Consider the following 21,461-nt stretch of genomic DNA (forward strand, 5'->3'; position numbering starts at 1 on the left):
GGGCCGGCGGGGCCCCGGCACGCGGCTCCGCCGCCGTCCGGTGCCCCGGCGGCGCCGCGGCACCGGACGGCCGGCCTGGCCCCGCTCGACGCACGGGACACGGCGCTGGCCCTGCCCGTGCCGCTGGTGGACCCGGCCGATCCCAACGCCGGTTTCCTGGCCGGTCTGCTGGCCTCCGCGCCGGCGGACCTGCTGGGCGCGCTGGGATCGGCGCCCGCCGAATCGGCCGAGCTGCGGCTGCGTGAGCTGCGGGCCCGCCTCGAACTGGGGGAGCTGCAGGTGGCGGGGGAGACCCTGGCCGAGCTGGAACACCGCCACCCGGACGACTGGCGGGTGGTGTGGGCGCGCGGCATCGCCTCGCTGGCCGCCGGCGACGACGAGACGGCGGCCCTGTCCTTCGACGCGATCTACGACGCCTTCCCGGGCGAGCCCGCGCCGAAGCTCGCCCTGGGGCTGTGCGCGGAGGTCCTCGGACAGCTGGACAATGCCGCCGAGTACTACCGGCTCGTCTGGATCACCGACCCGGGGTTCGTGAGCGCGGCCTTCGGCCTCGCCCGCGTCCAACTGGCCGCGGGTGACCGGGACGGGGCCGTCCGCACGCTGGAGTCCGTGCCGGAGGCGTCCATCCACCACACCGCCGCGCGGGTGGCGGCCGTACGCGCACGTCTGCGCGACCGGTCCCCTCAGGAGCCGCTGCTGGCCGATCTGACGGCCGCCTCGGACCAGGTGGAGGCACTGCGGCGGTTCGGTCTGGACCCGGAGCGGCACGAGCGCCTGGCGACCGAGGTTCTGGGCTCGGCCCTGGACTGGGTACTGTCGGGTGGCCGGGGTTCCGACCCCGGCCGGACCTCGCTGCTCGGCAGTCAACTGGACGAGCGCGGACTGCGCTTCGGCCTGGAGCGCTCGTACCGCGTCCTCGCACGGCTGGCACAGCGGGGCGAGGAGAGGATCGAACTGGTGGAGCGGGCAAACCGTTTCCGTCCCCGGACGTGGGTGTGATTGATGTCGATGCATCGGCTGTCGGGCTGCCCCAGCTGCGCGGAACCGCTGGAGGAGGGTGACCGCTTCTGCGGCGTGTGCGGCTCCGCGGTCGCCGTCCCGCCTCCGGCCTCGGCGGCGGACCACCCGACCGTCCCCCTGCCCCCGGCGGCGGCCGGCGCGGGAGCCCCGCTCCCGGCCGGCGGCGGATACGGCGCGGCCGAGCCCGCGCCCGGCTGGGGCAGTGTGGCGTCGGCGGCCCCGACGCTGGTCGGCGACCCCGTGGGCTGGACCGGCGCCTCCGCGGGCTGGACCGGCGACCCGGCGGAACCGGCACCGGCGGTTCCGGCACCGGCGGCCCCGGTGGCGCCTGCCGCCCCGCCGGCCGCGCCCGCCGCGCGCCACGACCACGCCGACGGCGGCCCCGGCACGTCCGCGGCCGAAGCGCCGTACGCTGCCGTGGGCGAGGGCCCCTACGGCGCACCCTCCGCGCCCGCCGCCCGGTACGACCACCGCGGGACCCCCGGGGGGGGCCGTCCGGAACCGGCCTCGGAGCCCGGGCCGGAGCACCCGTACGCCCCCCGGGGCGCGACCTCCGACCACGAGGGCTCGTACGGCCACCCCCAGGCGGCGGCCCCGGGCGACGACGACCCGTACGGCGGCGCCCCGCAGGACGCCGGCAGCCCGCAGGGCGCGGGCACCCCGCCCGAGGGGACGCCCGCCGGCGGGCGGACCTGTGTGGCCTGCCGGGCCGGGCACGTCGACCCCGACGGCTACTGCGAGCACTGCGGGCACGCCCAGCCCCGGGAGCGGGACCACCAGGAGGAGGAGCTCGGCAGCGTCGCGGCGGTGAGCGACCGCGGGCTGCGCCACCACCGCAACGAGGACTCCTTCGCCGTGGCGGCCACCGCCCTGCCCGACGGGTCCGCCGCCACCGTGGCCGTCGTCTGCGACGGGGTCTCCTCCGCGAGCCGCCCCGACGAGGCGTCGGCGGCCGCGGCGGCCGCCGCCAACGAGGCGCTGCTCGACGCGCTCCCCCGCGGCGCCCACCCCCAGGAGGCCATGCACGACGCCATCCTGGCCGCGGCCGAGGCCGTGAACGCCCTGGCCCCGCCGACCCCCGGTGCCCAGAACGCACCCGCCTGCACCCTGGTCGGCGCCGTCGTGAGCGGCGGCCTGCTGACCATCGGCTGGGTCGGCGACAGCCGCGCGTACTGGGTGCCGGACGACCGCGCGGCCCTGCCCCGGCGCCTCACCGAGGACGACTCCTGGGCGGCCCAGATGGTCGCGGCGGGCCTGATGGGCGAGGCGGAGGCCTACGCCGACGTCCGCGCGCACGCGATCACCGGCTGGCTCGGCGCCGACGCGTACGACCTCGAACCGCACACCACCACCTTCAAGCCGGACCATCCGGGCGTGGTCGTGGTCTGCACCGACGGACTGTGGAACTACGCCGAGTCCGCCCGGGACATGGCCCGGGTACTGCCCGCGGACGCCGCCGTCCGCCCCCTGCACAGCGCACAGGTCCTGGTGGGGCACGCCCTCGACGGTGGTGGGCACGACAACGTCACCGTGGCGATCGTGCCGTTCGCCGCGCAGCCGGAATCCCGGACTCAGCCGGGGACAGGACCCGATTCGGAAGCGGAAGCGGAACCGCGCCCGCAGGCCTGACCCGCCTGCCCGAGCCTTCTAGGAGTCCAACCGATGGCGAACTTCGCCAAGCCGAGCGCCCCGCGCTTCAGCGTGGAGGTGTACCAGAACGAGTTCCTCCCGGAGGGCGGGCGGGACGTCCACGCCATCGTCACGGCCACCTCCACGGGCGGGGCCGCGGCGACCCGCGCGCCGGCCCGGGGAACGGCCGCCGTCGTGATCATGGTCGACTGCTCGGGGTCGATGGAGTACCCGCCCGACAAGATGCGCGGGGCCCGTGAGGCCACGGCCGCCGCCGTGGACACCCTGCGCGACGGCACCTCCTTCGCCGTGATCGCCGGGACGCACGTGGCCAAGGAGGTCTACCCGGGCCAGGGGCGCCTCGCCGTCGCCGGGCCGGAGACCCGCGCCCGGGCCAAGGAGGCCCTGCGGGGCCTGAGCTCCGGCGGCGGCACCGCCATCGGCACCTGGCTGCGCCTCGCCGACGGGCTGCTGCGCGGCTCCGAGGCGGTGATCCGGCACGGCATCCTGCTCACCGACGGGCGCAACGAGCACGAGGAGCCGGCCGTGCTGCGCGCCACCCTCGACGCCTGCGCGGGCCGCTTCACCTGCGACGCCCGCGGCGTGGGCACCGACTGGGAGGTCAAGGAGGTCACCGGGATCGCGGGCGCGCTGCTCGGCTCGGCCGACATCGTGGCCGATCCGGCCCACCTCAGCGAGGACTTCACGCGCATGATGGAGAACGTCATGGGCAAGGAGGTCGCCGACGTCGCGCTGCGCCTGTGGACCCCGGTCGGCGTGGAGATCCAGTACGTGAAGCAGGTCGCTCCGGCCGTCCAGGACCTGACGGACCGCCGCAGCGAGGCGGGCCCGCGGGCCGGCGACTATCCGACCGGTTCCTGGGGCGACGAGTCCCGCGAGTACCACGTGTGCGTGCGCGTCCCGAGCGCCGCCGTCGGCCAGGAGATGCTCGCGGCCCGCGCTTCCCTCGTCCTGCCCGGAGCCGCCGGCGAGCCCCCGGCCGTACTGGCCCAGGGCCTGGTCCGGGCCGTGTGGACGAACGACCTGGCCGCCTCGACCGCCATCAACCCGCAGGTGGCCCACTACACCGGGCAGGCGGAGCTGGCCCAGGTGATCCAGCAGGGCCTGGAGGCCCGCAAGCTGGGCGACTTCGACAGCGCCACGGCGAAGCTCGGCCGGGCCGTGCAGCTGGCCAGCGTGTCCGGAAACGCCGACACCGCGAAGCTTCTGGCGAAGGTGGTGGATGTCGTGGATGCGGTGGCGGGTACTGTGCGGCTGAAGGCGAAGGTGGCCGACGCCGACGAGATGACTCTTGAAACGCGTTCGACGCAGACCGTCCGAGTGAAGAAGACCTGAGAAGACCTGACGTGATGACGCAGGGAGAAGAAGGGGGAAGCGCCGCCATGCCGACCTGCCCGAACGGGCACCAGTCCGCCTCCGACGACTGGTGCGAGGTCTGCGGCCACCGCATGGCTGCCCGGGAGAGCGCCCCCGCCGCGCCCTCCTACGGCTACGGCTACCCCCCCACAGCCGGTGAGCCGACCGCCCAGGCCGAGCTCTGCCCCCAGTGCCGCACCCCGCGCGAGGCCATGGCCCCGTTCTGCGAGGAGTGCCGGTACAACTTCCTGACCCGTACGGCCACGTCGTACGCGCCGCCCCCGGCCCCGGACACGGGCCCGAAGAGCGCCGCCACGAACGCCGGCCAGGGCGGCGGGCCGACGCCGCCGCCCCCCGCGCAGGCTCCCGGGGCGTACTCCCAGGACCACTTCGACTACCAGGGCTCGCGGCCCTCCCGGGTCAACCGCCCGGCCGAGCCGCTCCAGCGCGAGGACGACTGGCTGCTCCCGCCTCCCTCGCCCGAGCAGCAGCAGCAGCAGCAACAACAACAACAACAACAACAACACGAGTACCCGGAGTCTCCCCAGCAGCACCAGTACCAGCAGCAGCCCCCGCCGGAGTATCCGCACGCCTACCCCGCGCAGCAGCACCAGGCGCAGTACCAGCAGCCGTCCTTCCCGCCCCAGGGCGGGACGTGGACCGCGACGGTCGGCCCGGACCGCTCGTACTTCCTGGCGATGATGCAGCGCAGCGGCCCCGAGGCGGCGGGGCTCAACATGCCCGCGTACTCCCCGGAGCAGCACATCCCGCTGTCCGGCGGCCAGATCACCATCGGCCGCCGCCGCGCCTCCACCGGCGAGTCCCCCGACATCGACCTGTCGGTGCCCCCGGAGGACCCGGGCGTCTCCCACCAGCACGCGGTGCTGGTCCAGCAGCCCGACCTCAGCTGGGCGGTGGTGGACCAGAACTCCACCAACGGCACCACCATCAACGGCGGCGAGGAGCCGATCCAGCCCTACGTCCCGATCCCGCTCGCCGACGGCGACCGGGTCCACGTGGGCGCCTGGACGACGATCACCGTCCGCCGCGGTTAGAGGCGTTCCCCGCCGGCCGGCGACTCCCCCAGGGGCCATACGTACGGGCCCCGGGGGTCGTCGAGCCAGGACCACTGGCCGTCGGCGCTCACCGTCACGCCGAAGCGCTCGCGCGCCGGGCGCCCCTCGCGGCGCCACAGGTCCAGGGCCTCGCGGGGGTGCAGTGCGCCCGCGGTCAGCACCAGCATGAACTGGAAGCGCTCGTTGTCCACCAGCTCGTACGAGGCCCCGTACGGCGTTCCGGCCCCTGCGGGCGGCGCCGCCGTGGCCCCGCGCAGCGGGACGAAGTAGGCGGGCGTGTGCAGGAAGTTCCCCTCCGCGAAGTCCGGGCCGCGGACGGTGAGCGCGATCAGCCCGGTGGCCAGCGGGGCGAGGATCCGCGCCCCGGGCCGGCACTGGCCCAGCCAGGCGTACGGGACCAGCGGCAGCGTGCAGGTCACCATGATCCGGTCGAAGGGCGCCCGGGCGGGGCACCCGCGCGCCCCGTCGCCGGTGACCACGTACGGCCGGTAGCCGAGCTGCGCCAGGTGGGCGCGCGCGGACTCGGTGATCTCCTCCTCCAGGTCCACGGTGGTCACGAGGTCCTCGCCCAGCCGGTGGCAGAGCAGGGCCGCGTTGTAGCCGGTGCCCGCGCCGATCTCCAGCACGTTGTGGCCGTCGCGCACCCGCAGGTCCTCCAGCATCCTCGCCATCAGGGAGGGCTGGCTGCTGGACGACAGCAGCTCGCCGTCGCGCAGCCGGGTCGCGAGCGGGGTGTCGGCGTAGACCCCGCGCAGCCAGCGGGCCCGCCGCTCGGGGTCGGGGTCCTCGGACCAGAGGCGTTCGTGGCCCGCGCCCCGGCCGGTCCAGAAGAAGGGGACGAACACGTGCCGGGGCACGGCGGTGAACGCCGCCCGCCAGGCCGGATCGTCCAGCACCCCGGCGGCCTCCAGCTCCCGCACCTGGGCGGCGTGCGCGGTCTCCCGCAGGTCCCGTGCCCCGCTGCGTGCGGTGTGTGCGCCCATGCCTCCACTGTCCTGCGCGGGACGGCCGCGTGCGACCGCTCGTGGCCCGGACCCGGGGACCCCCGTCCGGGCGTCTGAGACGATGGTCGGGTGAATGAGATTCCGCGGGGCACGGTGCAGGAGCAGACCTTTTACGAGCAGGTCGGCGGCGAGGAGACCTTCCGCCGCCTCGTCAAGCGCTTCTACCAGGGGGTGGCGCAGGACCCGCTGCTGCGCCCGATGTACCCCGAGGAGGACCTGGGGCCCGCCGAGGAGCGCTTCACCCTCTTCCTGATGCAGTACTGGGGCGGTCCGACCACCTACAGCCAGCACCGCGGCCACCCGCGCCTGCGGATGCGGCACGCCCCCTTCCAGGTGGACGCGGCGGCGCACGACGCCTGGCTGAAGCACATGCGCGTCGCGCTGGACGAGCTGGGCCTGGCGCCGGAGCACGAGGCGCAGCTGTGGAAGTACCTGACGTACGCGGCAGCCTCGATGATCAACACGGCGGGCTGAGGCCGGGCCGCGCGGCGCGCGGGGGCGGTAGCGGGGCGGTAGGGGCAGCGCCCTCAGACCGGCCGGACCCCCAGGGCGCCGAGGCCTTCGGCGCTGCCGGGACGGCGCAGGGCCACGGAGCCGTACGGGGTACGCAGCCGCAGCCAGTTCCCGGAGGCGAGCAGCGCGAGGGGGGCGGGCGCGGAGCCCGGTCCGGGGACGGATGCGGGCGCGAGGACGGATGCGGGTACCGCGGCGGACGCGGAAGCGGGGGCCGCGGCGGAAGCCTGGGCCGACGCGGCGGCCGGCACCGCGGCGGCGGGCCGTACCGGGCGCAGGAAGCCCAGGGCCTGCGCGGCGTGCACCGCGCGCAGCGGCAGCTCCGTGTCGCCCAGCGTGCGGGACCAGATCTCACGGCCGATGCGGTCGCGCTCGGAGCGGGTCCGGTGCTGCGCGGGCAGGGCCTCGTCCCGGGCCCGGAACTCGGCCACGGCGGCCGTCACGGCCGCCCGTACCGCATCGAGGCCCGGCAGTCCGTCCAGCTGCCGCCAGCCGCCGCGGGGCGGGAGCACCCCGGCCCAGGGCGGCCCGGTGACCGCTGCGGGCACCAGCGCCGAGGCCGAGGCCTCGTCCACGGACTCCAGCAGCTCGCCGGCGGACACGGTCCGGTCCAGCGGAGCGGAGACGGGCGCGGCGAGCCGCACCGTGCGGACGGCGACCACGTCGAAGGACGGCGGCCGTCCGAAGACGGCGAGCGCGCCGCCGCCCGCCTGGAGGCGGACCGCGGCGGCGCGGTCGTAGTGCACCAGCCGGCCCAGGAAGGCGGCGAGGTCCGCCGCCTCCCCGGAATCGGCGAAGCGCAGCTTCTCGCTCATGCCGCGAGGCGCCCTTCGGACCCCTTCGGGGCCTCGGGCCTGTCCAGGTACTCCTCGAGGAAGAGCTTCTCCTCGGCCGTGATGCGGCGGGGCCGCCCCTCGGCGAGGTTGTAGGGCACGACCACGGTCTCGGCCCGTACGTAGACCGTCTCGGGCCGCTCCTCGGTCGCCTCGTCCTTGACCTCGTAGCGGATGGTCAGGGACGCGGCGCCGATCCGGGTCACCCAGGACTCGATGAGCACCGGCTCGTGGCGGTGCACGAGGGGCAGCTTGTAGTCGATCTCGTGACGGGCCACGACGGAACCGCCCGTGAAGGACTCACTGCCCTCCCCGGGCGCCAGGCGGAACATGAAGTCGATGCGCGCCTCCTCCAGGTAGCGGAGGAAGACGACGTTGTTGACGTGCCCGAAGGCGTCCATGTCCGCCCAGCGCAGGGGGCACCGGTAGTGGTGTCTGGCCATGGTCTCGGCCTAGCCTCGGGTCAGCTTCTTGTAGGTGGCGCGGTGCGGGCGGGTCGCGTCCGCACCCAAACGCTCGACCTTGTTCTTCTCGTACGACTCGAAGTTGCCCTCGAACCAGTACCACTTGGAGTCGCCCTCGTACGCCAGGATGTGCGTGGCGACCCGGTCCAGGAACCAGCGGTCGTGGGAGATGACCACGGCCGCACCGGGGAATTCGAGGAGCGCGTTCTCGAGCGAGGACAGGGTCTCGACGTCCAGGTCGTTGGTGGGCTCGTCGAGGAGCAGCAGGTTGCCGCCCTCCTTGAGCGTCAGCGCCAGGTTCAGGCGGTTGCGCTCACCACCGGAGAGGACACCGGCCGGCTTCTGCTGGTCCGGGCCCTTGAAGCCGAAGGCGCTGACGTACGCGCGGGACGGCATCTCGACCTGGCCGACGTTGATGTAGTCCAGCTCGTCCGACACGACGGCCCAGAGGGTCTTCTTGGGGTCGATGTTGGCGCGGCTCTGGTCGACGTACGAGATCTTGACGGTCTCGCCGATCTTGACGGAGCCGGAGTCCGGCGCCTCCAGGCCCTGGATCATCTTGAAGAGCGTGGTCTTGCCGGCGCCGTTCGGGCCGATGATGCCGACGATGCCGTTGCGCGGCAGGGTGAAGGACAGGTCGTCGACCAGGACCTTGTCGCCGAAGGCCTTCGAGAGGTTGTTGACCTCGACCACGATCGAGCCCAGGCGCGGGCCCGGCGGGATCTGGATCTCCTCGAAGTCCAGCTTGCGCATCTTGTCCGCCTCGGCGGCCATCTCCTCGTAGCGCGCGAGGCGGGCCTTGGACTTGGTCTGACGCCCCTTGGCGTTGGACCGCACCCACTCCAGCTCTTCCTTGAGGCGCTTCTGGCGCTTCTCGTCCTTGCGGCCCTCGACCTTGAGACGGGTGGCCTTCTTCTCCAGGTAGGTGGAGTAGTTGCCCTCGTAGGGGTGCGCGCGGCCGCGGTCGAGCTCGAGAATCCACTCGGCGACGTTGTTCAGGAAGTACCGGTCGTGGGTGACGGCCACGACGGCGCCCTTGTACTGCGAGAGGTGCTGCTCCAGCCAGTTCACCGACTCGGCGTCGAGGTGGTTGGTGGGCTCGTCGAGGAGGAGCAGGTCCGGGGCCTCGATCAGCAGCTTGCAGAGCGCGACGCGGCGCTTCTCGCCACCGGAGAGGTTGGTGACGGGCCAGTCGCCGGGCGGGCAGCCCAGGGCGTCCATGGCCTGCTCCAGCTGGGCGTCGAGGTCCCAGGCGTTGGCGTGGTCCAGGTCCTCCTGGAGCTTGCCCATCTCGTCCATGAGCGCGTCGGTGTAGTCGGTCGCCATTTCCTCGGCGACCTCGTTGAAGCGCTTCAGCTTGCCCATGATCTCGGCGGCGCCGTCCTGGACGTTCTCCAGGACGGTCTTCGACTCGTCGAGCTTGGGCTCCTGCATGAGGATGCCGACGGTGAAGCCGGGCGACAGGAAGGCGTCGCCGTTGGACGGCTGCTCCAGGCCCGCCATGATCTTCAGAACGGTGGACTTACCGGCGCCGTTCGGGCCGACCACACCGATCTTCGCGCCGGGCAGGAAGTTCAGGGTGACGTCATCAAGAATCACCTTGTCGCCGTGCGCCTTGCGCGTCTTGCGCATGGTGTAGATGAACTCAGCCAAGAGAAACCGTCCGGCAGATCGATGGTGGGCAGATACACCCCATCTTGCCAGCCGTCCATACCTGCGGGCGAATGGGTAGGTCAGACCGACTGAGCTGGGGCGCTGCCGGGCGACGAGATCCGGGGGGAGTTCGTCCGGAACCGGCCGCACCCCTGCCGCGCCCCTGCCGCGCCGCGTTCCGGCGCGGGTGCGGTGGAGGCGGCGCAGGGGCGGGGGGCGGCCGGGCCGGGGTGCGGGTGGGGCCGGGGTGATCAGAGGACGGCGCCGGGGCGGCGCCCTCCGATCGTGCGCGGGTGCGGGTCCGTCAGGCGCCGGAGCCCTGGCGGCGCAGGCGGGCGGCGAGGAGCAGGCCCGCGCCCGCGACCAGTGCGGCGCCCGAGGCGCCCGCGGCCAGCCCGGCGTGGCCGGCGCCGGTGGCGGCCAGGGGAGTGCCGCCGGCGGCGCCGTTGACGGTGGTGTTCGCCTGGCCGGCCGAGGTGGCGGTACCGGGCTGCTGCGCGCCGGAGCCGGTGCCCGTACCCGTACCGGAGGCAGCGCCGGTACCGGTGCCCGTGCCGGAGCCCGTGCCCGTGCCTGTGCCCGTGCCTGTGCCCGTGCCCGTGCCCGTGCCCTCGGCGGCCTTGTCCTTGGCGCGGGCTTGGTGCTGGCCCGTCGTGAGGAAGTCGACGCGGTCCTGCGGGGAGCCCTTGAGGGCGGCCTTGCCGGCGTTCTTCACCTCGGGGCCGCCGTCATTGATGATCTTCGAGACGCGGACCTGGTTGTCGTCGTCGCGCAGCACGTGCTGCGTGACTTCCAGGAACTGACGCATCTCCGCCGGGGCGGCGCCGCGACGCAGCAGCCCGTCGGCCGCCTCGCCGACAGCCCAGCCCTTCTCGCCCTCGGCGATCCGGGCGAGGTCGACGCGGTCGTCCTCGGCCCGGGCCACGTGCTGTCCCGTCTTGAGGAATGCGACGCGGTCCTGCGGGGAGCCCTTCAGCGCGGCCTTCCCGTCCTCCTTCACGACGGGGCCGCCGATGTGGATGAGCCGGGAGACGCGGACCTGGTTGTCCTCGTCGCGCAGCAGGTGCTGCGTGACCTCCAGGAAGCGGCGCATCTCCGCCGGAGCGGCGGCGCGACGCAGCAGCCCCTCGGCCGCCTCGCCGACGGCCCAGCCCCTCTCGCCCTCGGCGATCCGGGCGAGCTCGACGCGGTCGTCCTGGGCCCGGGCCGCGTGCTGCCCCGTCTCCAGGAAGGCCCGCATCGCTGCCGCGCCGCCGTCCAAGGCCTTGGACCCGCGCTCGCGTACGGCGGAGCCCGGCGCGGCCGCGTGCATCAGGCGGAGGATCGCGATGCGGTCCTCTTCCTCCTGCTTGCCGTCCTTCTTGCCGTCGCCGACGGACTGGTCGGCCGTCTTGCCGGCGGCCCTGTCGGCGGCGGCCGAAGCCCCCGACGCGTCCGCGACGCTCCCCGTGCCCTGGTCAGGAGCCGTGGGGGCCGCGGGAGTGCCCGCCGCCGGGGCCTGGTCGTCGGCGAACGCCGGCGACGCGAGCAGAACGGCCGGAGCAATGGCGGCGGCGGTGACCACCGCGGCGATCCGGGACAACTTCACGTACAGCACCCCTGTTTTTTTCCTGTGCGCAAGATCCGACGATCTTGACGTCCGGGTCACTGTAGGCGGTTCGAACCGGTAACTCGAACGGGTTCAAACCCGCAGGTCACATACGCGGCCGGTACACGGTGAGCGCGTCCGGGAGCTCCTCCAGGACCAGGGCCGGCGGCGCCTCGGCGTACTCGCCGTCGTACGCGAGCGGGGTACCGGGCGGGATGTCCCCGATGCGCAGGCTGCGCAGGCGGGTGGCGGCGTGGACCGGGGAACGCGTCAGGGGCCCCGCCAGGGCGGCCGCCAGAAGACGGGGGCCGGGGCGGCCGCCGCCAAAGACGAGCCGGAGGTCGAGGAGGCCCTCGCCGAGGCTGTCACGGCGGCGCGGGGCGGGCCCGGTGCCGTGGTAGGTGCCGTTGCCGGCGAAGAGCAGCCACACGCTGCGGGGCCGCCCGGCCAGCCGCAGCCGCACGGGCCGCTGGGACCGCAGCACTCGCCAGGCCGCCAGCAGCGCGGCCGGACCGCCGCCGATCCGCGGACCCCAGTGGAGCCGGTGGCCGAGCAGTTCCGGGTACGCGCCGATGCTGAAGTTGTTGAGGAAGTACCCGGAGTCGCCGCCGGGCCCGGGGGTGAAGCGCCCCACCCCGATGTGGACGGCATGGCCGGCCACCAGGGCGCGGCAGGTGTCGTCGGTTCCGGCGAGGCCGAGGTCGAGGGCGAAGTGGTTGAGGGTGCCGCCGGGGAAGACCGCCAACGGGACCCCGGCCCGCAGTGCGGCGGTGGCGGCGGCGTTGATGGTGCCGTCGCCGCCGCAGACCCCGAGGACGGTGGAACGGGAGGCCGCGGCGGCCAGCTCGGCCGCCAGCTCCTCTCCCCCGCACTCGATCACCTCGGCCTCGGGCAGCCGGGCGCGCACCAGGTCGATCCCGGCGGCAGCGGCCGTTCCCGAGGCGGTGTTGACCACCACCGTCAGCCCCCTCCCGTCGGGCAGGGCGGGCGCTCCGGCGGCAGCACGTTCGTCGCCCGGCACGACCCGGGCCTCCTGCGCGTCCCGCGCCAGTCGCCGTACGACGAACCCCGCGGCCACTCCCAGCGCCGCGCCCGCGAGCACGTCGGAGGGGTAGTGGACCCCCGTGTACACCCGGGAGAAGGCCACGGACGCGGCGACCGGGGCCACCACGGCACCCCAGTACGGGGATTCCAGGGCCAGCCCGGCGGTGAAGGCGAAGGCGGATGCCGCGTGCCCGGAGGGGAACGACGTGGTGTGCGGCTGCGTCGCCAGCTGCCGCACCGCGGGCACGCCCTCCAGCCGCGGCCGCGCGCGCCGCACGGACCACTTGCCCACGGTGTTGATCGTGGCGGAGGCCAGCGCCAGCGAGGCCACCCCGCGTACGGCCGCCTTGCGGGCCCCGGCCGATCCGAAGACGGCGATCGCCGCCGCGGTACCGCCCCACAGCACCCCGTGGTTCGCGGCCCGCCCGAGCCTGGGGAGCACCCGGTCGGCCCCGGGCCAGTGCCTGCGGGCCACCATGTCGAACAGCCCGCGGTCCCACCGCGCGACCGCACCCTGCCAGGTCAGTTCCTGATCAGCCATTTCGTGCGCCTACCCGCCCTTACCGGTCCGAAATCAGCCGACCCCGACGAGTCGGACACCCGGCGCGGCATCCAACCCGGACGGCGGAGCGGAGGGCCGGCCGGCGACGGACGGACGCGCCCGCCGGACACCGGACACCGGACGACGCCGCGGGGTCAGTTCTGCTCTTCGCCGTCCAGCGGTCGTTTGCGGAGCAGCAGTACCACCAGGCCGCCCAGGACCACCAGGCCCACCGCCATCGAGGCGATGACCGGGGTGGCGGCAGAGCTGCCGCTGGAGGCCAGCCGCTCCTCGTCCGGGGACTGCGGTGACAGGGCGGAGGACTGGGCACCCAGCGGCCCCGTCCCCGAGGACCCAACCGCTCCAGCCGTCTCTGCCGTCCCAGCCGTCCCCGACGACCCGGCAGCCCCAGCCGTCCCGGCCGACCCGGCGACCCCGCCCGAGGCCGCCCCGGTGGTCGCACCCGCCGCGGTCGCGGCCGTGGCGCCCGCGGCGGCCGGGTCGGCCGCCGCGGCCTGCGGCCAGATCGCCGTGGCCGTGGCCTTCGCCGCGGACTCGCTGGATCCGGCCACGATCTGCGCCTGGGCCGGCACCCCGCTGGTGAAGACCCGCCCCACCGGCACCCTGGTCGCGCCCCGCACGGTGACCGAGGCGATCCCGTCCGGGGTGCCCGCCGGCACGTCGAAGTACAGCCGGCTCCCGTTGGCGGCGGTCTCCACCGGGCGCCCCTCGGCGTCCACCACCCGCACCCCCATCGCGAGGGCCGCCGCGTCGGGGATCACCGACACGGTGAGTGCCCCGGTCCGCACGGTCACCGGGCCGAGTCGGCTGCCCACGGGCCCGTACACGTCCCCCGGGTCCAGCATCAGCGAGGCCGGCGGTTCGGGCAGCTGCCCCGCTTCCCGCTGGAGGTAGTCGGCCAGCAGCTCCGCCGCGGGGTCGGCGGCTTCCACCCGGGCCCCGTCCGCCAGGCGCCAGATCGCCACCTGGGTCCCGGCCGCCGCGCTCTCCGCTGTCAGCGCCCCGGCCCCGGCGGCCTTGGCGAGCCCGGCCAGGTCGTTGCGCTGCGGGTAGGAGTGCTCCAGAATCCAGCGGATCCGGCCGGCCTCGGCCTTGCCGGACAGCGGGCTGCCGCTCCATCCGCTCTCGGTGTACCGGGACTGCGGCTGGGCGTTGCCCTCGACGCCCACCCCGTACGTCTGGAGCATGCCGCCGCCGTCGACCCGCATCTCGTAGAGCCCGGCGGGGATCTGCCGGACCGACCCGTCCCCGGAGTGCAGGACCGCCTGGCCGTACGTCTTCAGCCCGTCCAGGACGGCGCTCGCGCCCTCGGGCGACCGTGGCCCCACCGGACCGGCATCGGCCGCTGCCTGCGCTCCCGGCGTGGCGGCGAGGGCCGCGGCCAGCAGGGCCACCGCCAGCGGGCGGCGCGCGGCAACCCGGACGGCGGCGGGCGCGGAGCCGGCCCGGGAAGCCGCCCTGTCGCCGGTACGTCGTCCGCGTGCGGACGACGGGCCGGCCGGGTCAGGCCCGGCGGCAGGACGTGAGGGATCGGAACCGGAATCGGGAGCGGAGCATGCGGGAACGGCAATCGACACAGTCTTCCCCTTCGGGCCAAAGACCCAGGTGCCCGTGAGTACCGGGGAATCCTATCCGTCTCGAACACTCAGACCACCGCCGCCCTCTGAGTGGCCATCAGGGGCGTGTCCGTCTTGACGACCCGGCGGAACGCCGCCGTCCCGCGGTTCAGGTCGTGCCCGATGGCGGTCGCCTCGATGTCCGCCGAGAACCACCGGTTGCCCTCGCCGTCGGGCGGGTCCTCGCGCACCCGGAGCCTGCCGTGCACGACCAGGGGTTCGCCGACCGACACCGACCCGGCGAGGTTCAGTGCGAGCGTCCGCCGCGCCCGGACCGTGTAGAAGCTGGTGGCCCCGTCGGCCCAGCTCTCCTTGCGCCGGTCGTAGTACCTCGGCGTCACGGCGAAGCGGAACCTCGCCGCCGGACCGTTCGGCGTCTCCTTGTAGTCGATCTGCGTGGCCACGTGCCCCACCAGCGTCACCAGGGTGTCGTTCATCCCGGCCGCCCTCCTCCGCGTCCACCCGCACGGACCGTCCGCACGGGGTACGCACCATGCTGGGGCCGGCCGCCGATTCCCGCCGGGGCCTGTGGATTACTGACGGGTTGTGGACAACCGGCTCCCCCCTGCGGCGACGGTGGCGTACTGTTCGCGCACTTCCCGGTAGCGCAGCAGCTCCGCCGCCACCGGCTCCAGCACGCGGGCCCGCCCGCACCCCGCCGCGGCCTGCCGCAGCCTGCGCTCGGCGTCCTGGCCGTACCGCCGGGCCGGGCCCCGGGCCGCGATCGAGCAGGCCCACTCCACCAGCGGCCCGCCGATGATGCCCGCCACCATCAGCAGCACGGGCGGCATCAGCATCGGCTCCAGCACCCCGACGATCTGCCCGACCAGCCAGAGCCCGCCGTAGATCTGGAGCAGGGTCATGGCCGCCTGGGACAGCACCGCGGCCGGCCACCACGCGGGGCGCGGCGGCTTGACGCTCGGCACGGCGACCGCCGCCCCGAGGGTGACCGCCAGCTCGTCCAGCGCCTCCGGCAGCTGTTCGGCGCCGCGCACCGCCGTCTCCCGTACGGCCTGCGCCCACGGGTCGGGCAGGCCGGTCACGGCCTCGTCGGCGACGACCCGTACCGCCTGTTCCACCCGCTGACGGGCGGTCACCTCGGCCTCGACGGGTGCCTCGGCGGCCACCTGGCCCCGGCCTCCGATCACGGCCAGGGCGGCCAGACCCGCCAGGGTGCGCGGGGCGCGCCGCTCCTCGCACCACCGCCACAGCCGCAGCCACGGGGTCCCGCACGCCTTTCCGGCATTGCGCCGCCAGGCCCGCTCGGCGGCGAGCCCGGCCGCGTACGCCCCGACGGCCTCCGCGAGCCGGTCCTCGAACTCGGCGCGCGCCGCCTCGCCGATCTCGGGCCCGGAGTGCCCGTCGGCGACGTACAGCGGGCGCAGGCGGACGGCCGCCCGGTCGAGGTCGGCGGAGATCCGCCGGGTCGCCGCGCCCTTCTCCTGGGTGAACTGTCCGAGGAGTTCGCGCAGTTCCCCGACGCCCTCGCCGGTCAGTGCGGACAGGCCGAGGACCGTGGCGCCGGGCTCGTCGTGTTCGCCGAGCGCGATGCCGTCCTCGTCGAGGAGCCGGCGCAGGTCGTCCAGGACCAGGTCGGCGGCCTCACCGGGCAGCCGGTCCACCTGGTTCAGCACCACGAAGGTCACCTCCGCGTGCCCGGCCAGCGGCCGCAGGTACCGCTCGTGCAGGACGGCGTCCGCGTACTTCTCCGGGTCCACCACCCACACCACCGCGTCGACCAGTGCCAGCACCCGGTCCACGTGGTCGCGGTGGGCGCCGACCGCCGAGTCCAGGTCGGGCAGGTCGACGAGGACCATGCCCCGCAGCTGTTCCGCTTCCGAGGTCTCGCGGGGCCGGCGCCGCAGCCGTCCGGGGATCTCCAGCCGGTCCAGCAGCCCGGCCGCCCCGTCCGACCAGCTGCACGCGATGGGTGCGGCCGTCGTCGGCCTGCGCAGCCCGGTTTCGGAGATCTGCACCCCCGCGAGTGAGTTGAAGAGCGTGGACTTGCCGCTTCCGGTGGCTCCGGCGATCGCGACGACGGTGTGCTGGGCCGAAAGGCCGCGTCGGGCGGCCGCCTCGTCCAGGACCCGGCCGGCCTCGGCGAGGGTCTTGCCGTCGAGCCGGGTCCGGGACAGGCCGACGAGCTGGCGCAGGGCGTCGAGACGCAGGCGCAGCGCCTGCCCTTCGGGGCTGAGCGGGGGCGCGGGCGCCTTGCCGCCGTCGTTGCCGGCGCCGGAGACGGCGCGTACGAGGGCTTCGTCTCCCTCCTCGCCGGACTCGCCCGGCTCCGCTCCGTTCTCCGGCTTGTCCCCGGGCCGGGGGCGGGATCGGGCGATCAGTCCGTCGTCCCAGCGATCGTCGGTGCGGTCCGTCATGGATGTCACCGCGTCACCTCTCCTTCTGCAGTACGGACAGCGCGGCGATCAGCTCGGCCTGTGGTTCCGGGGTCACCTCGAGGGCCTCCAGCGGGGCGAGCCGGCGGTCGCGTTCGGCGCGCAGCACCTGGTCGAGGTGGTCGCCGACCAGCTCTCCGCCGCGGTCGCGCAGCCGTACGGCGGCCTGTACGCCGATCCGCTCGGCGAGCTTCTCCCCGGCGGGCCGGGCCCGCTTGCCGCCGAGGAGGGCGGCGACGAGGAGGGCGGCGACGGCGTCGGGGTCGGGGGCCGGCTGCCTGTCGAGCCGCGCGACCTCCTCCTCGGCGAGTTCCTCCAGGACGCGCCGCCAGCGCCGTACGGCCATGCCGATGCGCTCTCCCGCCTCCCGGTCGGGGGCGGGCAGCTGCACCGCACCCGCGGCGGGCTCGCGCCGCCAGGCGTCGGCGATGCGCTCGTCGGCCGCGGCGACGGCGCATTGGAGGAGGGCCGTCAGGGACTCGGCGAGCGAGTCGAGCAGTTCGTCGGCGCTGGTGTCGAGCGGGTAGCCGCGCCACCGGGTCAGGGCGTCCCCGGCCAGTACGGCGCCGCGGTCGAGGCGGTTGCGGACCCGCTTGCCCTCCCGTTTGTACGCGTCCTCCACGGCCGTGGTCAGCCGTACGGAGGCGGCGTACTGGGCGGCGACGGCGGAGGCGAGCTCCGGCATCCGCCGCCCGAGCGAGTCCAGCGCGCCGAGCGCGGTCCGCCCCACGGCGTGCTGCCGGGCGGCCGGGTCCTGGGCGTGATGGGCGAGCCAGGCGTACAGCGGGGCGACGGCGCTGGCCGGCAGCAGCCCGCCGCCGCCCGTCGATTCGGGCAGTTCCGGCACCGTGAAGCGGGGTACGTCCCCCAGCCCGGCCCGGGTGAGCAGCGCACCGTACTGCCGGGAGACCTCGGCGAGGACCTGGTGCGGGACCCGGTCGAGGACGGTGACGAGGGTGGCCTTGTACTGCTTGGCGGTGCGCAGCAGGTGCCAGGGGACGGCATCGGCGTACCGCGAGGCGGTCGTGACCATCACCCAGACGTCGGCGGCGCAGATGAGTTCGGCGGCGAGCGTCCGGTTCTCGACGACGAGGGAGTCGATGTCGGGGGCGTCGAGGACCGCGAGACCGCGCGGGAGGGTGGACACGGTCTCGATCCGCATCTCGCGGGTCGCGTGGGTGTCCCCCCGGCCGCGATCGGGGAAGCGGTGCACCCCCACGGGGGCGGAGTCCTCCTCGCCGTGCGGGACCCAGACCCTCATCAGGTCGGGGAGCACCCGCATCCCGGCGAACCAGTGGTGGTCATCCGGATGGCAGACGAGCACCGGTGTGCGCGTGGTCGGACGCAGCACACCGGCTTCGCTGACCTGCCGTCCGACGAGGGAGTTGACGAGGGTGGACTTTCCGGCCCCGGTGGACCCGCCGACGACGGCGAGCAGCGGCGCCTCCGGCGCCTTCAGCCGGGGTACGAGGTAGTCGTCGAGCTGCGCGAGCAGCTCGGCTCTGGTCTGGCGGGCGCGCGGAGCGCCGGGCAGGGGCAGCGGCAGACGCACGGACGCGACCCGGTCGCGCAGGGCGGACAGGGCATCGAGCAGCTGAGGCCGAACATCCAAGGTCACCACATGCGAAGAATGCCCAATTTAAGGCCATTTTTGAAGCTTATACGTCCTCTGCGCGCCGACCGCGACTCCGGCGGGACATCCCGGGACACGGCGGACGAGTGGGGCGCAGGCATAACGAGTGCACAACACCCGGTGCGCCGCGGCGCAAAAGCGATGCGAGAATCGCACCTGCCTGCGATTATCGGGACCGCTTCACCGAACCTCCACATCGTGGCACGCGGGTGAAGCAACCGGGACAAGGCGACCGGAGCCCTATCCTTGACCCGGCACGGACCGCAGTCCCACCCCCACCGGGGGCTCCAGGCCCACCACGGCCACCTTCCGGCCCCCGTAGCTCAGTGGATAGAGCAGGTGCCTTCTAAGCACTTGGCCGCAGGTTCGAGTCCTGCCGGGGGCACTTCCCTAAGCTGACCAGCCAAAACGCTGGTCAGCTTTCTTCTTGGCTGGATGCACATCGCTGCCGCGCCAAGTGCCTTGACTGCCCACCATCGTGGGCGCATCTTGGGTGGATGACAGATCGGTTCAACCTCGCGCCCTTGTCCGCCTCCTGGTTGCGGTCCCTGCGCTCCAGGAATGTCTCCGCCAATACGATCAACGTCTACGCCAAGGCTGCCCGGTTCTTCACTTCCTACCTCCTCGATGAGGAGGCCGGCTACCAGCCCGCCGACGAGGACAGTCGCCTCGCCCCCACCTCGATCGACGAGATCCATCGTGAACACGTCGAGGCCTTCATCTCGGCGACGCTGGCCCGGACCTCCCCGTCCACGGCGCACCAGTATTTCCGCAGCCTCAAGACCTTCTTCAACTGGCTCGTCGAAGAGGAGGAGCTGGACCGATCACCCATGCGGACGATGAAGCCGCCGACCGTGACCGAGAAGGAGGTGCCCGTCATCTCCGAGGCCGAACTCACGAAGCTCTTCAAGGTGTGCAAGGGGACGTCGTACGCAGACCGGCGGGACACCGCGCTCCTGCTGCTGTTCCTCGACACCGGCGTCCGCCTCTCGGAACTAACCGACCGGCGGGTTGCTGATCTGGACCTCGACCTGAACGTCCTTCAGGTGCTCGGCAAGAACGACCGCTTCCGGTCCGTCCCCTTCGGTCGGACATGCGCGACCGCGCTGGACCGATACCTGCGGGCCGCGGCGAAGCACAAGGGCAAGGCTCTGGATGACGACATGTGGCTGTGGTGGGGTGACCGCAACAAGGGGCAGCGGCTGCAGATTTGGGGTGTGGGGACGATGCTGAAGCGTCGCTGCGCCGAGGCAGGTATCGCGCCGCTGCACCCGCACCAGTTCCGGCACACGTTCGCGCACCAATGGAAGGTGGGCGGCGGGAACGAGGACGACCTCATGCGGATCACGGGCTGGCGGTCCCGGCAGATGCTGATGCGGTACGCGGCGTCGGCGGGTAGCGAGCGGGCGCGGGAGGCGCACAAGAGGCTGAGCCCCGGCGACCGGCTTGGGTAGCCGGCCGCCGGATGGGGCGGTCAGTGGAGGACGTTGATGCCGTCTTCGAGGAGCCGCGGGAGGTTGATGCAGAGCATCGCCAGTGCCGCGGCTTCTTCGATCTGGTCGGGGTCGTACGCCATGCGGATCACGCGGCCGTCACGCCACATCATGGGCACTCCCCTGTCGAGGGTTGCGCTCTCTGCCCGCACATCTACCACATGGCCCCCATTCCCGCCGCGCCCGGACATGCCGGTTTCGCAAGAGCGTTCGAAAAGCGCGAGGTCAGGCCACAATACGCTCTGGAACACCATTGGCGCAGTACGTCACCACACTTCGCCAGAGAATTGGCAGACCGTGACCGTTCTGGAACACGCCGTCAGTCATCGGACTCGGCGGCCCAGCGCTCCGCCACGCCCGCGGCGAGAGACTGATCGTCCGCGTCCAGCCGGCGCAGGAGTTTCGCGGCGGTGGACCCGGCGAGTTCGCGCGACTCGTACCCGATGGTCTGGAAGTGGGCGGCGGCGGCCACCACCTCGCGGGGCAGGTCGAATCCGGCGGCGAGGGCGGACACGAGCTGAGGGGTGATGGTGTACCCCTGGCCCGCGATGATCTTCGCAAGCAGGCTCTTGCTTGGCGCCCATCCGGTGTCCGGGTCCACAGCGACGCTGACGAAGGTGCGGGTGCTCCAGCGGCGACCGGTGCCGACGTACTGGCGCACCAGCTCGGTTAGTGCGTCGCGCTGCTCGGGCACCGTGGCTACCTCTCCTTGCCCCATGTCCACACCCCTCATGTGGTTGAGACACGGAAATCCCTGGTCAGGCCGTACAACCATTTCCGCGTCAGCCGCCATTGTCCACGATCGAGGGCGGATTCACTCACGCGAGCCTGAAGAGCGGCCGAAAATTACCGAAGAGAAACCTGCCCACGATCGTGGACAGCGTTCTTGCGGTGTGCTTGACTCTCTCTTGTCCACGAACGTGGGCAGCGCAACGGAGGTCCTTCGTGCCCGACACCAGGCTGCATCTGACCAGCCCCGAACTGCTCCGCCTCCTCATGGAGTGGGCGCCCAACGGGGAAGTCACCGCAGTCGAGTTGGCGGCCACGGTCGGACTGTCGCGGAGCAAGGTGTACGCGCTCCTCTCCGGGGATCGACCGACTATCGACCGCCATATCGCCGCGCACATAGCCGCCCACCTGGGCGTACATGAGGGCGCACTTTTTCAGGCCTCATCGCCCACGCCCATGGGCGTGGGCACTCACAGGAAGGATCGGGATGAACACGAGCGAACGATCGATGCAGCTTCGGTACGCGGCTCACATGAGCTGGGCGAACACGCCAGACCGGGCGAGCCGCACCGCCGCCGCCCGTAAGGCCAGCCACCACACCCGCTTCATCGAGGCGGCCAGGACCAAGCACCCGGACGCCAGCGACGAGCAAATCTCGGCCATCGCCGAATCGCTCCGCAAGGCGCACTACACCGAGCTGGCCCGCCGCAGCGCGGCCGCGCGCCGCCTCAAGCGCGAGACCGCGCAGGCGGAGAAGGCACAGAAGGCCGCCCGGGTCATCGCCGAGTACGAGGCCGGGCCGGCGGACGAGTCCTCCGCCGCCTGAGCAACGAA

Annotated in this window: 19 protein-coding genes and 1 tRNA gene; 8 read left to right on the forward strand and 12 right to left on the reverse strand. The window is 73.6% G+C overall.

The genetic code is table 11. The features are described 5' to 3' along the window. The 4 genes from ACFWU6_RS01120 to ACFWU6_RS01135 form a co-directional block, all read left to right on the forward strand. The coding region (locus ACFWU6_RS01120; protein ID WP_383977274.1) for a tetratricopeptide repeat protein at nucleotides 1–999 on the forward strand (999 nt) is incomplete at its 5' end. Between the two features lie 3 nt (nucleotides 1,000–1,002). Beyond that, on the forward strand, nucleotides 1,003–2,649 hold the full coding sequence (locus tag ACFWU6_RS01125; RefSeq protein WP_383808476.1) for a protein phosphatase 2C domain-containing protein: 1,647 nt from the start codon (nucleotides 1,003–1,005) through the stop codon (nucleotides 2,647–2,649). Nucleotides 2,650–2,682: 33 nt separating this feature from the next. Then, nucleotides 2,683–4,005: a VWA domain-containing protein gene (locus ACFWU6_RS01130; protein WP_383808479.1), complete on the forward strand. Its 1,323-nt coding sequence runs from the start codon at nucleotides 2,683–2,685 to the stop codon at nucleotides 4,003–4,005. Nucleotides 4,006–4,052: 47 nt separating this feature from the next. After that, complete coding sequence (locus tag ACFWU6_RS01135) at nucleotides 4,053–5,081, forward strand: FHA domain-containing protein (protein WP_383977277.1); 1,029 nt, start codon at nucleotides 4,053–4,055, stop codon at nucleotides 5,079–5,081. On the opposite strand, the gene ACFWU6_RS01140 is transcribed toward ACFWU6_RS01135, so the two are convergent. Then, entirely contained in the window at nucleotides 5,078–6,085 is a 1,008-nt protein-coding gene (locus tag ACFWU6_RS01140; RefSeq protein WP_383808483.1) for a methyltransferase domain-containing protein, read from the reverse strand. The genes ACFWU6_RS01135 and ACFWU6_RS01140 overlap by 4 nt on opposite strands. Before the next feature lie 90 nt (nucleotides 6,086–6,175). Here ACFWU6_RS01140 and ACFWU6_RS01145 point away from each other — a divergent pair, with 90 nt between their 5' ends. Then, nucleotides 6,176–6,580, forward strand: coding sequence for a globin (locus ACFWU6_RS01145; RefSeq protein ID WP_383808486.1), 405 nt, complete (start codon nucleotides 6,176–6,178; stop codon nucleotides 6,578–6,580). Nucleotides 6,581–6,633: 53 nt separating this feature from the next. On the opposite strand, the gene ACFWU6_RS01150 is transcribed toward ACFWU6_RS01145, so the two are convergent. The 9 genes from ACFWU6_RS01150 to ACFWU6_RS01190 all read right to left on the reverse strand — a co-directional run bounded on the left by ACFWU6_RS01150 (nucleotide 6,634) and on the right by ACFWU6_RS01190 (nucleotide 18,384). Further along, nucleotides 6,634–7,434, reverse strand: a complete 801-nt coding sequence (locus tag ACFWU6_RS01150; RefSeq protein WP_383977280.1) for a hypothetical protein — start codon at nucleotides 7,432–7,434, stop codon at nucleotides 6,634–6,636. Beyond that, nucleotides 7,431–7,895: an acyl-CoA thioesterase gene (locus ACFWU6_RS01155; protein WP_383808491.1), complete on the reverse strand. Its 465-nt coding sequence runs from the start codon at nucleotides 7,893–7,895 to the stop codon at nucleotides 7,431–7,433. Before ACFWU6_RS01155 ends, ACFWU6_RS01150 begins: the two co-directional genes overlap by 4 nt. A gap of 9 nt (nucleotides 7,896–7,904) precedes the next feature. Beyond that, complete coding sequence (gene ettA, locus ACFWU6_RS01160) at nucleotides 7,905–9,569, reverse strand: energy-dependent translational throttle protein EttA (RefSeq protein ID WP_383808494.1); 1,665 nt, start codon at nucleotides 9,567–9,569, stop codon at nucleotides 7,905–7,907. A gap of 304 nt (nucleotides 9,570–9,873) precedes the next feature. After that, on the reverse strand, nucleotides 9,874–11,157 hold the full coding sequence (locus ACFWU6_RS01165; RefSeq protein WP_383977284.1) for an ALF repeat-containing protein: 1,284 nt from the start codon (nucleotides 11,155–11,157) through the stop codon (nucleotides 9,874–9,876). A gap of 106 nt (nucleotides 11,158–11,263) precedes the next feature. Next, nucleotides 11,264–12,742: a bifunctional phosphatase PAP2/diacylglycerol kinase family protein gene (locus tag ACFWU6_RS01170; RefSeq protein WP_383808500.1), complete on the reverse strand. Its 1,479-nt coding sequence runs from the start codon at nucleotides 12,740–12,742 to the stop codon at nucleotides 11,264–11,266. Nucleotides 12,743–12,897: 155 nt separating this feature from the next. Next, nucleotides 12,898–14,157, reverse strand: a complete 1,260-nt coding sequence (locus ACFWU6_RS01175; protein ID WP_383977287.1) for a thioester domain-containing protein — start codon at nucleotides 14,155–14,157, stop codon at nucleotides 12,898–12,900. A 251-nt stretch (nucleotides 14,158–14,408) separates the two neighbouring features. Then, the gene (locus tag ACFWU6_RS01180) at nucleotides 14,409–14,816 is read right to left on the reverse strand and encodes a single-stranded DNA-binding protein (RefSeq protein WP_383977290.1); all 408 of its coding nucleotides are present in this window, start codon (nucleotides 14,814–14,816) and stop codon (nucleotides 14,409–14,411) included. A gap of 96 nt (nucleotides 14,817–14,912) precedes the next feature. Further along, a complete protein-coding gene (locus ACFWU6_RS01185; protein WP_383977722.1) occupies nucleotides 14,913–16,754 on the reverse strand; it encodes a GTPase in 1,842 nt (613 codons plus the stop codon). A 13-nt stretch (nucleotides 16,755–16,767) separates the two neighbouring features. Beyond that, on the reverse strand, nucleotides 16,768–18,384 hold the full coding sequence (locus ACFWU6_RS01190) for a dynamin family protein (RefSeq protein ID WP_383808508.1): 1,617 nt from the start codon (nucleotides 18,382–18,384) through the stop codon (nucleotides 16,768–16,770). Between the two features lie 333 nt (nucleotides 18,385–18,717). Here ACFWU6_RS01190 and ACFWU6_RS01195 point away from each other — a divergent pair. Together ACFWU6_RS01195 and ACFWU6_RS01200 are read left to right on the forward strand one after the other, a co-directional pair. Continuing rightward, nucleotides 18,718–18,790 (forward strand) — tRNA-Arg (locus tag ACFWU6_RS01195). A 112-nt stretch (nucleotides 18,791–18,902) separates the two neighbouring features. After that, nucleotides 18,903–19,859: a tyrosine-type recombinase/integrase gene (locus ACFWU6_RS01200; protein ID WP_383977293.1), complete on the forward strand. Its 957-nt coding sequence runs from the start codon at nucleotides 18,903–18,905 to the stop codon at nucleotides 19,857–19,859. 20 nt (nucleotides 19,860–19,879) lie between these two features. Here ACFWU6_RS01200 and ACFWU6_RS01205 read toward each other — a convergent pair whose 3' ends face one another. Together ACFWU6_RS01205 and ACFWU6_RS01210 are read right to left on the reverse strand one after the other, a co-directional pair. Then, nucleotides 19,880–20,011, reverse strand: a complete 132-nt coding sequence (locus ACFWU6_RS01205) for a hypothetical protein (protein WP_383977297.1) — start codon at nucleotides 20,009–20,011, stop codon at nucleotides 19,880–19,882. A 206-nt stretch (nucleotides 20,012–20,217) separates the two neighbouring features. Then, nucleotides 20,218–20,592: a hypothetical protein gene (locus tag ACFWU6_RS01210; RefSeq protein WP_383977300.1), complete on the reverse strand. Its 375-nt coding sequence runs from the start codon at nucleotides 20,590–20,592 to the stop codon at nucleotides 20,218–20,220. A 567-nt stretch (nucleotides 20,593–21,159) separates the two neighbouring features. Here ACFWU6_RS01210 and ACFWU6_RS01215 point away from each other — a divergent pair. Next, nucleotides 21,160–21,453 (forward strand): hypothetical protein, encoded by a 294-nt coding sequence (locus ACFWU6_RS01215; protein ID WP_383977303.1) that lies wholly within the window; start codon nucleotides 21,160–21,162, stop codon nucleotides 21,451–21,453. Nucleotides 21,454–21,461: the final 8 nt, after the last annotated feature.

The organism is Streptomyces sp. NPDC058674 (assembly GCF_042716505.1).
Taxonomy (GTDB): Bacteria; Actinomycetota; Actinomycetes; order Streptomycetales; family Streptomycetaceae; genus Streptomyces.

What these genes read in the sequence shown, in the direction of transcription:
- ACFWU6_RS01170 (WP_383808500.1), bottom strand. Translation starts at nt 12,742, where the DNA reads ATGGCTGATCAGGAACTGACCTGGCAGGGTGCGGTCGCGCGGTGGGAC.
- ACFWU6_RS01215 (WP_383977303.1), top strand. Translation starts at nt 21,160, where the DNA reads ATGAGCTGGGCGAACACGCCAGACCGGGCGAGCCGCACCGCCGCCGCC.
- ACFWU6_RS01180 (WP_383977290.1), bottom strand. Translation starts at nt 14,816, where the DNA reads ATGAACGACACCCTGGTGACGCTGGTGGGGCACGTGGCCACGCAGATC.
- ACFWU6_RS01135 (WP_383977277.1), top strand. Translation starts at nt 4,053, where the DNA reads ATGCCGACCTGCCCGAACGGGCACCAGTCCGCCTCCGACGACTGGTGC.
- ACFWU6_RS01200 (WP_383977293.1), top strand. Translation starts at nt 18,903, where the DNA reads ATGACAGATCGGTTCAACCTCGCGCCCTTGTCCGCCTCCTGGTTGCGG.
- ACFWU6_RS01155 (WP_383808491.1), bottom strand. Translation starts at nt 7,895, where the DNA reads ATGGCCAGACACCACTACCGGTGCCCCCTGCGCTGGGCGGACATGGAC.
- ACFWU6_RS01140 (WP_383808483.1), bottom strand. Translation starts at nt 6,085, where the DNA reads ATGGGCGCACACACCGCACGCAGCGGGGCACGGGACCTGCGGGAGACC.
- ACFWU6_RS01205 (WP_383977297.1), bottom strand. Translation starts at nt 20,011, where the DNA reads ATGATGTGGCGTGACGGCCGCGTGATCCGCATGGCGTACGACCCCGAC.
- ACFWU6_RS01130 (WP_383808479.1), top strand. Translation starts at nt 2,683, where the DNA reads ATGGCGAACTTCGCCAAGCCGAGCGCCCCGCGCTTCAGCGTGGAGGTG.
- ACFWU6_RS01150 (WP_383977280.1), bottom strand. Translation starts at nt 7,434, where the DNA reads ATGAGCGAGAAGCTGCGCTTCGCCGATTCCGGGGAGGCGGCGGACCTC.
- ACFWU6_RS01185 (WP_383977722.1), bottom strand. Translation starts at nt 16,754, where the DNA reads ATGACGGACCGCACCGACGATCGCTGGGACGACGGACTGATCGCCCGA.
- ACFWU6_RS01125 (WP_383808476.1), top strand. Translation starts at nt 1,003, where the DNA reads ATGTCGATGCATCGGCTGTCGGGCTGCCCCAGCTGCGCGGAACCGCTG.